The sequence below is a fragment of the Neorhizobium sp. LjRoot104 genome (assembly GCF_964253725.1).
GTDB lineage: Bacteria > Pseudomonadota > Alphaproteobacteria > Rhizobiales > Rhizobiaceae > Neorhizobium.
Map to the genome: position 1 here is coordinate 3605434 of NZ_CAXURS020000001.1, position 12714 is coordinate 3618147.

A 12714-nucleotide genomic window follows, 5' to 3' on the forward strand; every position below is an offset into this window, starting at 1 on the left:
GTCTCTCCTTGAGGATGATCTTATTCGGTGGTGATCGGCCGGGTCATCAGTTGTTCCATGGCCGTCATGATATCGAGCTTGCCGTCGATGATATCGGCCACCGCGTTGGTGACCGGCAGTTCGACGGAGAATTTTTCACCGAGACGCGCCGCGACGGATGCCGCGAAAGCACCCTCGACCAGCGGCCCGCCTACCGTTTCCGCGGGGTCGCCCCAACTCCCGCCAGTTTGGCCCAGAGCAATGCCGAAGCGCAGGTTGCGCGATTGATGGCTGGTGCCGGTCAACACCAGGTCGCCAAGACCCGACAGCCCCCGCACCGTATCCGCCTTGCCGCCCATCGCCTCGATCAGCCGCGACATTTCCGCCAAGCCGCGCGAGATCAGCGCCGCACGCGCCGAATCCCCGAGCCCGGCGCCTTCGATGATGCCGCAGGCAATCGCCAGCACGTTCTTCAGCGCCCCGCCAAGCTGTACGCCGATCCGGTCGGTCGAGGCATAAAGCCGGAACGTGCGGCCGGAGAGCGCATGGGCAAGCCGCTCCGCCAGTGCCTGATCATCCGCCGCAATCGCCATCGCCGTCGGCAGGCCGCGGGCGATATCGGCCGCAAACCCCGGACCTGAGAGAACGGCGACCGCATGATGCGGCAATTCCGCCTCCAGCACCTCGGTCAGCAGCCGGCCGGACGACTTGTCGATACCCTTGGCGCAGGTGACGACCACCGCGCCTTCTGCGAGATAAGGTCCGTAATGCCGCGCCGCATCCGCCTGCGCCTGCGAAGGCATCGCAAAAAGCACGAGGCCTGCCTCGCCGATCGCATCCGGCTCGGCAGAAAACTCCAGCGCATCCGGAAGCGGCACGCCGGGAAGGGCTGCATCATGCACCCGGTCGTCGCGCAGGTCGCTCATCAGCGACGGATCGCGGCCGATCAGGGTGACCGGATGGCGGCCTTCCAGCGAGATGACCGCGGCAAGCGCCGTTCCGAAGGCGCCCGCGCCGATGACGACGATCCGTTCTCCTGGCCGTTCCCGCCCGCTCATGCCTTTGCTCCCCGCTTGCCGGAGCCGAGAAGGGTCTTTGCTTGCCCGTCGAGGGGCCAGCGCGAACGCGGCGCCACGTCGAGACCATCCGCCGGCAAGTCTTCCGCCATCCGCTCTAACCCCGCCCAGGCGATCATCGCCGCATTGTCGGTGCAGAGCCTGAGCGGCGGCGCGATGAAGCGGAAACCGTTCTCGATGCACAACGCCTGCAGCGTGCGTCGGATTTCCTGGTTGGCGGCAACCCCGCCCGCTACCACCAACGCCTTGTCGACATCGAGATGCCCGAATTCCTGTTTGAAGCGGGCAAGCCCGCGGCCGATGCGGTCTCTGAGCGTCCGGGAAATCGCCTTCTGGAACGAGGCGCAGATATCGGCGACATCCTGATCGCTCAAGGGGGCGATCTCGGTCGCCGCCTGCCGCACCGCCGTCTTGAGGCCGGAGAAGGAGAAATCCAGCCGCGCCTCACCGACCAGCGGTCGTGGCAGCGAAAACCGGTCCGGATTGCCTTTCAGCGCCGCCTTCTCCACGGCGGGGCCTCCGGGATAGGGCAGGCCGAGCAGTTTCGCCGTCTTGTCGAAGGCTTCTCCGAGAGCGTCGTCGATCGTCGTCCCCCAGCGCTCGTATTCGCCGACGCCGCGCACCAGCACGAGCTGGGTGTGACCGCCGGAGACGAGCAGCATCAGGTAGGGAAAGGAAAGCCCGTCGGTCAGCCGCGCCGTCAGCGCATGGCCTTCGAGGTGATTGATCGCCATCAGCGGCTTGCCGGCGGCCCGCGCGATCGCCTTAGCCGTCATCAGCCCGACGATCAGCCCGCCGATCAGGCCGGGCCCGGAAGTCGCCGCCACCGCGTCGATCTCGCCGAGCGAAACGTTGGCGCGGGTCAGCGCCTCCTCGATCAGCCCGTCCAGCGCCTCGACATGCGCACGCGCCGCGATCTCCGGCACGACGCCGCCATAGGCGCTGTGCTCGTCGAGCTGGGAGAGCACCACGTCCGAGAGGATTTCGCCGCGGCCGTCCTCATGGCGCGCCACGACGGAAGCCGCCGTCTCGTCACAGCTGGTTTCGATGCCAAGGATGCGAAGAAAGGTCGCCATACGCCTATCGATAATTGCGATGCCGGATAAACCGGTCTACGAAAGCCTCCGGTAACAATGGAATGACGCGGATGCAAACAAAACCTTTCCGGATCGGCACGCGCGGGAGCCCGCTGGCGCTCGCCCAGGCTTCCGAAACCCGCGCGCGGCTGATGGCGGCGCATGGCCTGCCGGAGGATATGTTCGAGATCGTCGTGTTGTCGACCACCGGCGACCGGATTACCGACCGGTCGCTTTCGGAACTCGGCGGCAAGGGCCTGTTCACCCAGGAACTGGAGGAAGGCCTGATCTCCGGCGATCTCGATTTCGCCGTCCACTCCTCCAAGGACATGCCGACAAAACTCCCCGACGGCCTGCGCCTTGCGGCCTATCTGCCCCGCGAGGATTTTCGCGATGCCTTCATCGGCCGCACCGCCCACACGCTCGCAGCCCTTCCCGATGGCGCAACTGTCGGCTCCTCGTCGCTGCGCCGCCAGGCGCTGATCCGCCGCATCCGGCCGGATATCAACGTCATCACCTTCCGCGGCCTCGTCGAAACCCGGCTGCGCAAGCTCTCCGAAGGCCAGGTGGATGCCACCCTGCTCGCCTATGCCGGCCTGAAACGCCTGGCAAAGGAAGCTGTCGTCACCGAACTGCTCGACCCGGAGGATTTTCCGCCGGCACCGGCGCAGGGCGCGATCTGCGTGGAAAGCCGGATCGGCGATGCCCGCATCGACGCGCTTCTCGACCCGATCAACGACCGCACGACCTATGACGCCGTCTCCTGTGAACGCGCCTTCCTGGCCGCACTCGACGGTTCCTGTCGCACCCCGATCGGCGGTTACGCCGTCTGCGAGGGCGATCACCTGAAGTTTTCGGGCCTCATCCTGACGCCGGATGGTCGCAAGGAACACTCGATCGAAACCGAGGGCAAACGGACAAACGCGGAAAAGCTCGGCCGCCAGGCCGGCGAAGCCGTCCGCGCCGCCGCCGGCCCCGATTTCTTCGAAGGCTGGTCGTAACGCGATGCGGGTCGTCGTCACCCGCCCCGAAAACGCGGCCCGCCGCACCGCCGAACGGCTGCAGGACCTCGGCCATCAGCCGGTCCTGCTGCCGCTGACCAAGGCAATCCATCATCCGGACGCTGCCCTGACGGCGCTCACCACGCAGCATGCCGCGCTGGCCGTCACCAGCGCCGAAGCCGTCCGGGTGTTGTCCTCGCTGGGTGAGCGCCTATCCCCATGCCTGGGCCAAACCCTTTACGCAGTGGGAGAAACGACGGCGAAGGCGGCCGAGGATGCCGGCTTCCGCAACATTCGCTCCGGCGCCGGAACGGGCGCCGAACTCGCCGAACTCATCGCAGGCGATGCATCAACTTTCGATGCCCCTTTGCTCTATCTCTCCGGCAAGCCGCGCTCACCGAAATTCGAGGACGGGCTGCGGACGAATAATGTCCCGTTCGTGACGGCCGAAGTCTACGAAATGGTACCGATAGCCTACGATGAAGTTTTCATCCGTGACATTCTGCTCGATCCGCCCGTGGATGCGGTGTTTCTTTATTCCCGGGAAAACGCCCGGCTGTTGTGCGATTTCGCTGCACCGCACCTGAAGGAACTGGCATCCGTTCAGTTCGTTTGCCTCAGCGACAACGTGGCCGAAATCATTCCCCCGGAATTTCATAGAAATATCAAGATCGCCCGCCACCCTGACGAAGACGGGATTTTCGCACTCCTTTAGTAGAGGGGTGGCGGCAAAATCCCGCCCGCCCCTTTCCTTCCGATGACCCACCCACTAGTTTCCTTGTGAGCGCATGCAAAAAGAGGTCGAGATGGTACCGGAACAACCACCCCGCCGATCCAGGACAGACAAGGAGCCGGTCACGATCGACCTGACCGCCGAGCAATCGGAAGTGGTCGCCGAGCCCGTCCGCAGCAACGACACCGATGACGCGGCAAGCCCGAGCGAGCCTGCCGAAGAGATGTCCGCAGGCGCTGGTGAGCCGGCAAATGCTGAGCTCGCCAAAGACCCCGCCCCGGGCCTTTCTACGGCCGACGAGCTCGTCGATGAACCTGCCTTCGACCGCTCGCCGACCGACGAGCCGCGTTTCGACGACGCTGCGGAAACGCCGAAAGAACCGCAACCCGCAACCGTCGCCCCCGAACCGGAGCCCACCCCCGCTCCGCCCCAGCGCCCGAGCCCCGCTACGTCAACGCTGATCGCCGCCGGCATTTTCGGCGGCCTCGTCGCACTCCTGCTCGCCGGCAGCATGCAATATGCCGGTTACCTTCCCGGCGCCACGCCCGCCCCGGCCGCTTCCAACACGGCCGGTCTCTCCTCCGAGATCGCCGCGCTGCGCCAGGAAATCGCGGCACTCAAAAACCGGCCTGCTGCTGCAGCGGCCCCGGATGCCGCGCTCGCCAATCGCGTCGCGGCGCTCGAAACGGCGCCTCGGGCAGCGGGCGGCGCCAGCGAACAGGCGCTTGCCGTGCTAAAGGCCGATCTCGACCGGCTTCGCGCCACGGTCCAGTCAGCCGCCAATGCTGATTCCAGCCTCGCCCAGCGCCTCGACCAGGCCGAAGCGAAGCTGAACGACCGCGGCCCGGAACAGCAGGTCGCCCGCGCCGTCGCCGCCGCCGCCCTCAAGGCCGGCATCGATCGCGGCGGCCCGTTCGAGACCGAGCTCCAGACCTTCAAGACCGTCGCCGGCGACGATCCGGCGGTCGCCGACCTGCAAAAATTCGCCTCCGCCGGCGTGCCCGCCCGCGCCGAGCTGCAGCGCGACTTCCCCCGCGTCGCCGATGCGATGCTGGAGGCAACCGTCCAGAGGGACCCGAACGAGGGCATTGCCGGCCGGCTGCTCTCCTCCGCCATGTCGGTCGTCAAGGTCCGCCGCGTCGGCGAGGTTCAGGGCGAGACGCCGGATGCGATCGTCGCCCGCATGGAAAATGCGCTGCGCAACGGCGACCTCCAGGCCTCCGCCCGCGAATGGGACGCGCTGCCGGAACCGGCAAAGGCCGTTTCGCGCGATTTCAAGCAGAAGCTCGATGCCCGCATTCAGGTGGAAAATCTCGTGGGCGGAACGCTTTCGCGCGCCGTCGCCGGCACCCAAGGCTGAGGACGGAACAACCGGATGGTCAGACTTTTCATTTTTCTCGTTGTGGTGCTGGCTCTCGGCTGGGGTTTCTCCTGGCTTGCGGATCGCCCTGGCCTGATTTCCATTACCTGGCAGGACCACCTCATCGAAACCAGCCTGATGGTGGCCGCCACCGCCGTGGTCGCCCTGATCGGCCTGGCGATGCTGCTCTGGTGGATCGTCGGGGTGATCTGGACCTCGCCCTATTCCGTCCGCCGCTATTTTCGCGCCCGCAAGCGTGACCGCGGTTACCAGGCGCTCTCGACCGGCCTGATCGCCGCCGGCGCCGGCAATGCGCTGCTCGCCCGCAAGATGAGCCTTCGCACCCGCGGCCTGATCAGCGCCGACCAGGAGCCGCTGATCCACCTCCTCGAGGCCCAGGCCGCGCTGATCGAAGGCAAGCACGACGAAGCGCGCAAGAAGTTCGAGCAGATGGCCGAGGATCCGGAAACCCGCGAGCTCGGCCTGCGCGGCCTCTACATGGAAGCCCGCCGGCTCGGCGCCAACGAGGCCGCCCGCCAATATGCCGAAAAGGCCGTCGAACACGCGCCCTACCTGCCCTGGGCCGCCCAGGCGACGCTCGAATCCCGCAGCCAGTCCGGCCGCTGGGACGATGCGATCCGCCTGCTCGACCAGCAGCGCATGGCAAACATCCTCGAAAAGCCGCAGGCCGAGCGCTGGAAGGCCGTACTTCTGACCGCCAAGGCCAATGACCGGCTGGAAGGCGATCCGAAGGGCGCCCGCGACGACGCCATGGCGGCCCTGAAGCTTGCCAAGGACCTCGTGCCCGCCGCCGTGATCGCCGCCAAGGCCTGGCTGCGCGAGGACAATGTCCGCAAGGCCGCATCTACCCTCGAAGGCGTCTGGAAGCTCGGTCCGCATCCGGAAATCGCCCGCGCCTATATCCGCGCCCGCAGCGGCGACAGCACCGTCGACCGGCTGAAACGCGCCGAAAAGCTGGAGGCGATGCGCCCCAACAATATCGAATCGCTGCTCGCCGTCGCCCAGGCGGCGCTCGATGCGCAGGAGTTCAAAAAGGCCCGCGCCAAGGCAGAGGCCGCCGCCCGCATGGAACCCCGCGAAGCCGTCTACCTGCTGCTCGCCGATATCGAGGAGGCCGAGACCGGCGACCAGGGCCGCGTTCGCCACTGGATGGCGCAGGCCCTGCGCGCGCCGCGCGACCCGGCCTGGGTGGCCGACGGTTTCGTCTCGGAAAAATGGCTGCCGCTGTCGCCGGTCACCGGCCGGCTCGACGCCTTCGAATGGAAGGCGCCGTTCGACCAGCTCGAAGGCCCGGTGGAAGACGGTTCGCTCGCAGCCGATACGGCAATCGCCAGCCTGCCGCCCGTCAGCGTGACGCCGCCGGCAAGCCAGGCGTCGTCGGCAAATAACGTCACGGCTGAACCGCGCGCCGAGGAGGCACCGAAGCCGATCCTCGTCCCCGCCCAGCCCCTTCCCCAGGAGGCGAAGCGGCCGCAGAAGGATTTAGCTGTTGCAGCAAAAACACCAGCGCCCGCGAATGTGACGCCGAAAACCGGAAAAACCCCTGAAAATGGGGAGGAGCCCGTTCCCTTTTTTGGCCGGCCGCCGGATGATCCGGGTGTGAAAGATCCCAATGCCGGGCAGCCCACAACGAGGCTCCGGCTGTTTTAAGAATGGCGAGGGCCTGGAGATAGATGTTAGATCGCATTCAGGCCTTCCTCCACACGCTGACCGGATCCCACCCTACGGAAGAGTTCGCACCCGACGATCCGCGGGTGGCCTTCGTTGCGCTCTGTTTCCAGGTCATGGAGGCGGACGGCAATATCTCCGATCAGGAACAGCAGAAGTTCCGGGACCTGCTGCGCGAACGCTACGACCTCAGCGAAGATCGCCTGAAGGCGCTGATCGAGGTCGGCCACCAGGCCGGCAGCGAGGCGGTTGACTATTACCGCTTCACCTCCGATCTCAGAAAACATCTCGTCAACGAAGACGACCGCGTCGAGCTGCTCGGCATCCTCTGGGATATCGTCTATGCCGACGGCCAGCGGAGCGAAATCGAAGACCACGTGATCTGGAGAATCGCCGATCTCCTGAGCGTCTCGGCGCGCGACAGGGTTCTGGAACGCCAGCAGGCGGCCGCGCGTGCGACCGGAGGAGATGATCAGGGAGGAGACTGACGGCAGCTATTGCCGATACTCCCTTCCCTTCGCCGGAAGCGTCCGATGCTCCCATGCCCTGCCGTTCGCGGTAAAAAGCCCGGCTGAGCCGACTTCTCAGCGCTCCGGTGCTTCGAGACTGTCGATCCGGCGTAGCTTCGGGAAGCCCATCGACCAGACGACCGCGACAGCCAGCGTGCCGATACCGCCGATCACCACCGCCGGCACCGCTCCGAAGATCGAGGCCATCGTGCCCGCCCGGAATTCCCCGAGCTCGTTGGACGCGCCGACGAACACCATGTTGACCGCATTGACCCGGCCGCGCACCTCGTCCGGCGTCCACAGCGCGATCAGCGTCTCGCGCACATAGACCGAGATCATGTCCGACGCGCCCATCAGCATCAGCGCCGAAATCGACAGCCAGGGCGTCGCCGAGAGACCGAAGACCAGCGTGCCGACCCCGAACAGCCCGACGCCGATGAACATCGCCACGCCGGCGTGGTGGCGGATCGGATAGAAGGCGAGGTAGATCGCGACGATGATCGCTCCGACGCCGGGCGCCGCCCGCAGCATGCCGAGACCCCAGGGGCCGAGTTCGAGAATATCGCGTGCAAAGATCGGCATCAGCGCCACGGCGCCCCCGAGAAGCACGGCGAAGAGATCGAGCGAGATCGCCCCAAGCACGACCTTTTCACCGGAGATGAACCTGAAGCCGGCAAGGATCTGCCCCCAGCTCACCTTGTCCACGGCATTGCGCTGCACAGGCTTCGGGATCGTGAAGATCAGGACCGCCGCGAGGATCAGAAACGCGAAGGCGACCGAATAGGCCGCAACTGCGCTGAGGCCGTAAAGCAGGCCGCCGGCAACCGGGCCGAGGATCGCCGCCGTCTGCCAGGACGAGGAGTTCCAGGCGACCGCATTCGGCAGGTCCTGTTCCGGCACCAGGTTCGGTCCGAGCGACTGGACCGCCGGCCCCATGAAGGCGCGCTCGATCCCGAACACGATCAGGATGCCGAACACCGGCCAGGGCGAAAATGAGTGGGTGACTGTGAGCGCCAGAAGGGCGCCGGCGCAGAGCGCCCCGACCACCATGCAGATTGCCACGATCACACGGCGGTTATAGCGGTCGGCGACCGAACCGGTGACGAGGATCAGCAGCAGCGACGGCAGGAACTGGAAAAGCCCGATCAGGCCGAGATAGAGCGGATTGCCGGTCACGTCATACATCTGCCAGCCGACGGCGACGCTGACGATCTGGATCGCGAAAGCGGAGAAAAGCCGGGAAAAGAAGAAGCGAGTATAGGATGGGTGCCGGAAGGCGGCGAAACGATCGCCCGAGGCAGGAATGGACATGAGGCAGTACTTTCAGCGGAGCCGGAAGCCGGCATCGTGCCTGCCGCCCGTTAAACATGAATCGGACGAGGCGCCGGCGCGGCACTTGCCCGTTAGTTCGCCAATGTCTACATGTCTGTCAACAAAGAAATGGAGACGTTAATGCTCGCCCTGTTTCAGACCATCGATTTGGCCTTGAACCTCTATACCTGGGTGCTGATCGCCAGCGCCATCTTCTCGTGGCTCTATGCCTTCAACGTCATCAATTCGAGAAACCAGTTCGTCGATGCGATCGGCCGTTTCCTCTTCAACGTCACCGACCCGGTGCTGCGCCCGATCCGTCGCATCATGCCGGATCTCGGCGGCATCGACATCTCGCCGGTCATCCTGCTCCTGATCATCTTCTTCATCCGCTCGCTGATGTGGACGTCGATCTATCCGCTGTTTGCGTGAGCGGTCCCTGCAGCAAGCATTCCGACCACCTGCGGCTCGCAATCCGGCTGACCCCGAATTCGGGCCGTAATGCTGTCGACGGCATCGAGACCGCCGCCGATGGCGAGGTCTTCCTGAAGGCGCGCGTCACCGCGGTGCCTGAGGACGGCAAGGCCAACAAGGCGCTGATCCTGCTGCTGGCCGGGACGTTCCGCCTTCCGAAATCCTCCATTTCGATCCTCTCGGGCGAAACCGCGCGCAAAAAAATCCTCCGGATCGATGGCGACCCGGAGGATTTGGCTGAGAAGCTCGAAAAGGTCCTGAAAGCCTGACGGCTTACTTGCTTGCCTTGTAACGCTCGATCGCTTCGACGATCAGCGTCTTCGCCACGTCGACATTCTGCCAGCCGCCGATCTTCACCCACTTGCCGGGCTCCAGATCCTTGTAGTGCTCGAAGAAATGCTCGATCTGCTTCAGCGTGATCTCGGGCATGTCGGTGTAGTTCTTGATCTTGTCGTAGCGCTGGGTCAGCTTCGGAACCGGCACGGCGATGATCTTCTCGTCCTTGCCGCCGTCGTCTTCCATGATCATCACGCCGATCGGGCGCACGTTGATGACGCAGCCCGGAACCAGCGGACGGGTATTGCAGATGAGGACGTCGATCGGATCGCCGTCTTCCGAGAGCGTGTGCGGTACGAAGCCGTAATTGCCCGGATAGGTCATCGGCGTGTAGAGGAAGCGATCGACGACGAGAGCGCCGGCTTCCTTGTCCATTTCGTACTTGATCGGCTGGCCGCCGACCGGCACTTCAACGATGACGTTGACGTCTTCAGGCGGATTCTTGCCAACGGAAATTGCATCGATACGCATTCTGGTCCCCGATGAGGTTCGACAAAGTTAAGCGTCGATAGCGGGAATCATGCTGCAAGGCAACAAGGCTTTGACGCCAATATTGAACCGCCCTGCGCGCCGCAACATTAGAAAGCGTTCAAATTCAGGGCTTTGAGGGTCGGCCGCTCAGGACCAGACGAAACCGATCTTGCGAAGCTGAGTGCCGCCAAAATCCTCCATACCTTCGGCAAGGTCCACCCCGCCGTGCCGACGGAAGAAACGTGCCGCATGCTCGCTGTCCTCAAGGCACCAGACGACCAGGCCTTCGCAGCCGAGCGACCTCAGGAGCCGGCGGCTTTCGCCGAACAGGCGGCGACCAAGGCCAATGCCCTGAAATTCGGGACGCAGATAGATCTCGTAGATCTCGCCGTCATAGGGCAATGCCCGGGCACGGTTGAGGCCGATCGTGGCGTAACCGGCGACCTGGTCGGCGACATCGAGCACCAGCAGGGTCGCGGGACCACGGGTCGCCTTGCTCCACCACGCCTCGCCCCGCCGCTCCAGCATCTGGGTCAGCGGCTTGTGGGGAATGAGCCCGGCATACGCCTGCGTCCATGCCTGGCGGTGCGCCTCGGAAATGGCGCGGGCGTCTTGCGGCTCAGCCCGCCGGACATCGATAGATAACGTCTTCATAACGCTTACTCTAGGCCCTGATGCAGGCGATCCGCCATTCCGCCAATATGCGTAGAACGGATTGCCCACAGACTTCTCATGTGGACGACGAGGCAACGTTAACGTGTTTTTAACCTTTGCGACAAGACCGGGCGGGGCTCAGGCACAGAAAAAAACCCGGCATTTCTGCCGGGTTTTGAAAGGCTCAGAGCATGCTGTCGAAATCAGGCGATTTTCGCCTTGCCGAAGCGCTTGCGGTCGTTGGCGTCGAGATAGGTCTTGCGCAGCCGGATGTTCTTCGGCGTCACTTCCATCAGCTCGTCGTCTTGGATCCAGGACAGCGCGCGGTCGAGCGTCATGCGGATCGGCGGGGTCAGCCTGACGGCTTCGTCCTTGCCGGCAGAACGGATGTTAGTCAGCTGCTTACCCTTGAGGACATTGACCTCAAGGTCGTTGTCTCTGCTGTGAATGCCGATGATCATGCCCATATAGACCTTTTCGCCCGGCTCGATGATCATCGGGCCACGGTCTTCCAGGTTGAACATCGCATAGGCAACGGCTTCGCCGGACTGGTTGGACAAGAGCACGCCGTTGGTGCGGCCGCCGATCTCGCCCTTGTAGGGCTGGTAGTCGTGGAACAGGCGGTTCATGATCGCCGTGCCGCGGGTATCGGTCAGCAGTTCCGACTGATAGCCGATCAGGCCGCGGGTCGGCGCGAAGAATACCAGACGGACGCGGCTGCCGCCCGACGGGCGAAGCTCGGAGAGTTCGGCCTTGCGCTCGGACATCTTCTGCACGACGACGCCGGAATGTTCCTCATCGACGTCGATGACGACTTCCTCGATCGGCTCCATCAGCGTGCCGTCCTCGGACTTGTGCATGACGACGCGCGGACGCGATACGGCAAGCTCAAAGCCTTCGCGGCGCATGGTTTCGATCAGGACGGCGAGTTGCAATTCGCCACGGCCGGAAACGTAGAACGAATCCTTGCCCTCGGCTTCCTCGATCTTCAGCGCGACATTGCCTTCGGCTTCCTTGAACAGGCGGTCGCGGATGACGCGGCTCGTCACCTTGTCGCCTTCGGTGCCGGCAAGCGGTGAGTCGTTGACGAGGAAGGACATGGTGACGGTCGGCGGGTCGATAGGCTGGGCATGCAGCGCCTCGGTGACCGAGGGATCGCAGAACGTGTCGGCGACGGTGCCCTTTGAGAGGCCGGCGATGGCGACGATATCGCCCGCATGCGCTTCGTCGATCGGCGTACGCTCGATGCCGCGGAAGGCAAGGATCTTGGAGATACGGCCGGTTTCGACCGTCTTGCCGTCCTGAGAGAGCACCTTGACGGGCTGATTCGGCTTGATCGAGCCGGAATGGATACGGCCGGTGATGATGCGGCCGAGGAAGGGGTTGGCTTCGAGCAGCGTGCCGATCATGCGGAAAGCGCCGTCTTCCTCACCGACGCTCGGCTCGGGAACGTGCTTCAGAACCAGGTCGAGCAGCGGCGCGAGGCCCTCGTCCTTCGGGCCTTCCGGATTGACGTTCATCCAGCCGTCGCGACCGGAACCATAGAGGATCGGGAAGTCGAGCTGCTCGTCGGTTGCGTCGAGATTGGCGAACAGGTCGAAGACCTCGTTAATGACTTCCTCGTGGCGGCCGTCCGGACGGTCGATCTTGTTGATCGCGACGATCGGGCGAAGGCCAACCTTCAGCGCCTTGCCGACCACGAACTTGGTCTGCGGCATCGGGCCTTCGGAGCTATCGACGAGAACGATCGCGCCGTCCACCATCGAGAGAATACGCTCGACTTCGCCGCCGAAGTCGGCGTGGCCGGGGGTATCGACGATGTTGACGCGAACGCCCTTCCACTCGATCGACGTCGCCTTGGCAAGGATGGTGATGCCGCGTTCTTTTTCCAGATCGTTGCTGTCCATCATGCGCTCGGTGGTGCGCTGGTTGTCGCGGAACGAGCCGGACTGCTTCAGGAGTTCGTCAACGAGAGTGGTCTTCCCATGGTCGACGTGTGCGATAATCGCGATATTTCGCATTTTCATGTTTTGAATCTCTGAGCT

At 64.4% G+C, this 12714-nt stretch carries 13 protein-coding genes; 7 read left to right on the forward strand and 6 right to left on the reverse strand.

Going from position 1 to position 12714, the window contains the following annotated elements; genetic code table 11:
- Nucleotides 1-20 precede the first annotated feature (20 nt).
- Together ACSQ8R_RS17835 and tsaD are read right to left on the reverse strand one after the other, a co-directional pair.
- The gene (locus ACSQ8R_RS17835) at nucleotides 21-1037 is read right to left on the reverse strand and encodes an NAD(P)H-dependent glycerol-3-phosphate dehydrogenase (protein ID WP_436254606.1); all 1017 of its coding nucleotides are present in this window, start codon (nucleotides 1035-1037) and stop codon (nucleotides 21-23) included.
- Nucleotides 1034-2131, reverse strand: coding sequence for a tRNA (adenosine(37)-N6)-threonylcarbamoyltransferase complex transferase subunit TsaD (gene tsaD, locus ACSQ8R_RS17840; protein ID WP_436254607.1), 1098 nt, complete (start codon nucleotides 2129-2131; stop codon nucleotides 1034-1036). The genes ACSQ8R_RS17835 and tsaD overlap by 4 nt, the downstream gene beginning before the upstream one ends.
- 71 nt (nucleotides 2132-2202) lie before the next feature.
- On the opposite strand from tsaD, the gene hemC reads away from it, so the two are divergent.
- The 5 genes from hemC to ACSQ8R_RS17865 all read left to right on the forward strand — a co-directional run bounded on the left by hemC (nucleotide 2203) and on the right by ACSQ8R_RS17865 (nucleotide 7402).
- Nucleotides 2203-3132 (forward strand): hydroxymethylbilane synthase, encoded by a 930-nt coding sequence (gene hemC, locus ACSQ8R_RS17845; RefSeq protein WP_436254608.1) that lies wholly within the window; start codon nucleotides 2203-2205, stop codon nucleotides 3130-3132.
- Nucleotides 3133-3136: 4 nt separating this feature from the next.
- Nucleotides 3137-3847, forward strand: a complete 711-nt coding sequence (locus tag ACSQ8R_RS17850; protein ID WP_436254609.1) for a uroporphyrinogen-III synthase — start codon at nucleotides 3137-3139, stop codon at nucleotides 3845-3847.
- 91 nt (nucleotides 3848-3938) lie between these two features.
- The gene (locus ACSQ8R_RS17855; RefSeq protein WP_436254610.1) at nucleotides 3939-5225 is read left to right on the forward strand and encodes a COG4223 family protein; all 1287 of its coding nucleotides are present in this window, start codon (nucleotides 3939-3941) and stop codon (nucleotides 5223-5225) included.
- A 15-nt stretch (nucleotides 5226-5240) separates the two neighbouring features.
- Nucleotides 5241-6896, forward strand: a complete 1656-nt coding sequence (locus ACSQ8R_RS17860; RefSeq protein ID WP_436254611.1) for a heme biosynthesis HemY N-terminal domain-containing protein — start codon at nucleotides 5241-5243, stop codon at nucleotides 6894-6896.
- A 23-nt stretch (nucleotides 6897-6919) separates the two neighbouring features.
- On the forward strand, nucleotides 6920-7402 hold the full coding sequence (locus ACSQ8R_RS17865; RefSeq protein ID WP_436254612.1) for a TerB family tellurite resistance protein: 483 nt from the start codon (nucleotides 6920-6922) through the stop codon (nucleotides 7400-7402).
- A 96-nt stretch (nucleotides 7403-7498) separates the two neighbouring features.
- Here the strand turns inward: ACSQ8R_RS17865 and ACSQ8R_RS17870 are convergent, their stop codons facing one another.
- Nucleotides 7499-8734 carry an MFS transporter gene (locus ACSQ8R_RS17870; protein ID WP_436254613.1) on the reverse strand — a complete coding sequence of 412 codons (1236 nt, stop codon included), beginning with the start codon at nucleotides 8732-8734 and terminating at the stop codon, nucleotides 7499-7501.
- A 141-nt stretch (nucleotides 8735-8875) separates the two neighbouring features.
- On the opposite strand from ACSQ8R_RS17870, the gene ACSQ8R_RS17875 reads away from it, so the two are divergent.
- Both ACSQ8R_RS17875 and ACSQ8R_RS17880 read left to right on the forward strand, forming a co-directional pair.
- Nucleotides 8876-9166, forward strand: coding sequence for a YggT family protein (locus tag ACSQ8R_RS17875; protein ID WP_245363925.1), 291 nt, complete (start codon nucleotides 8876-8878; stop codon nucleotides 9164-9166).
- Nucleotides 9163-9477, forward strand: a complete 315-nt coding sequence (locus ACSQ8R_RS17880) for a DUF167 domain-containing protein (RefSeq protein ID WP_436254614.1) — start codon at nucleotides 9163-9165, stop codon at nucleotides 9475-9477. The genes ACSQ8R_RS17875 and ACSQ8R_RS17880 overlap by 4 nt, the downstream gene beginning before the upstream one ends.
- Nucleotides 9478-9481: 4 nt before the next feature.
- Here ACSQ8R_RS17880 and ppa read toward each other — a convergent pair whose 3' ends face one another.
- The 3 genes from ppa to typA all read right to left on the reverse strand — a co-directional run bounded on the left by ppa (nucleotide 9482) and on the right by typA (nucleotide 12696).
- Nucleotides 9482-10015 (reverse strand): inorganic diphosphatase, encoded by a 534-nt coding sequence (gene ppa / locus ACSQ8R_RS17885; RefSeq protein ID WP_046605240.1) that lies wholly within the window; start codon nucleotides 10013-10015, stop codon nucleotides 9482-9484.
- A 147-nt stretch (nucleotides 10016-10162) separates the two neighbouring features.
- Nucleotides 10163-10669 carry an N-acetyltransferase family protein gene (locus tag ACSQ8R_RS17890; RefSeq protein WP_436254615.1) on the reverse strand — a complete coding sequence of 169 codons (507 nt, stop codon included), beginning with the start codon at nucleotides 10667-10669 and terminating at the stop codon, nucleotides 10163-10165.
- A 203-nt stretch (nucleotides 10670-10872) separates the two neighbouring features.
- Complete coding sequence (gene typA / locus ACSQ8R_RS17895; RefSeq protein ID WP_436254616.1) at nucleotides 10873-12696, reverse strand: translational GTPase TypA; 1824 nt, start codon at nucleotides 12694-12696, stop codon at nucleotides 10873-10875.
- Between the last annotated feature and the right edge of the window lie 18 nt (nucleotides 12697-12714).

Bases quoted from the DNA above. Each gene is read 5' to 3' on its own strand.
- ACSQ8R_RS17835 (WP_436254606.1), bottom strand. From the start codon at position 1,037: ATGAGCGGGCGGGAACGGCCAGGAGAACGGATCGTCGTCATCGGCGCG.
- tsaD (WP_436254607.1), bottom strand. From the start codon at position 2,131: ATGGCGACCTTTCTTCGCATCCTTGGCATCGAAACCAGCTGTGACGAG.
- hemC (WP_436254608.1), top strand. From the start codon at position 2,203: ATGCAAACAAAACCTTTCCGGATCGGCACGCGCGGGAGCCCGCTGGCG.
- ACSQ8R_RS17850 (WP_436254609.1), top strand. From the start codon at position 3,137: ATGCGGGTCGTCGTCACCCGCCCCGAAAACGCGGCCCGCCGCACCGCC.
- ACSQ8R_RS17855 (WP_436254610.1), top strand. From the start codon at position 3,939: ATGGTACCGGAACAACCACCCCGCCGATCCAGGACAGACAAGGAGCCG.
- ACSQ8R_RS17860 (WP_436254611.1), top strand. From the start codon at position 5,241: ATGGTCAGACTTTTCATTTTTCTCGTTGTGGTGCTGGCTCTCGGCTGG.
- ACSQ8R_RS17865 (WP_436254612.1), top strand. From the start codon at position 6,920: ATGTTAGATCGCATTCAGGCCTTCCTCCACACGCTGACCGGATCCCAC.
- ACSQ8R_RS17870 (WP_436254613.1), bottom strand. From the start codon at position 8,734: ATGTCCATTCCTGCCTCGGGCGATCGTTTCGCCGCCTTCCGGCACCCA.
- ACSQ8R_RS17875 (WP_245363925.1), top strand. From the start codon at position 8,876: ATGCTCGCCCTGTTTCAGACCATCGATTTGGCCTTGAACCTCTATACC.
- ppa (WP_046605240.1), bottom strand. From the start codon at position 10,015: ATGCGTATCGATGCAATTTCCGTTGGCAAGAATCCGCCTGAAGACGTC.
- ACSQ8R_RS17890 (WP_436254615.1), bottom strand. From the start codon at position 10,669: ATGAAGACGTTATCTATCGATGTCCGGCGGGCTGAGCCGCAAGACGCC.
- typA (WP_436254616.1), bottom strand. From the start codon at position 12,696: ATGAAAATGCGAAATATCGCGATTATCGCACACGTCGACCATGGGAAG.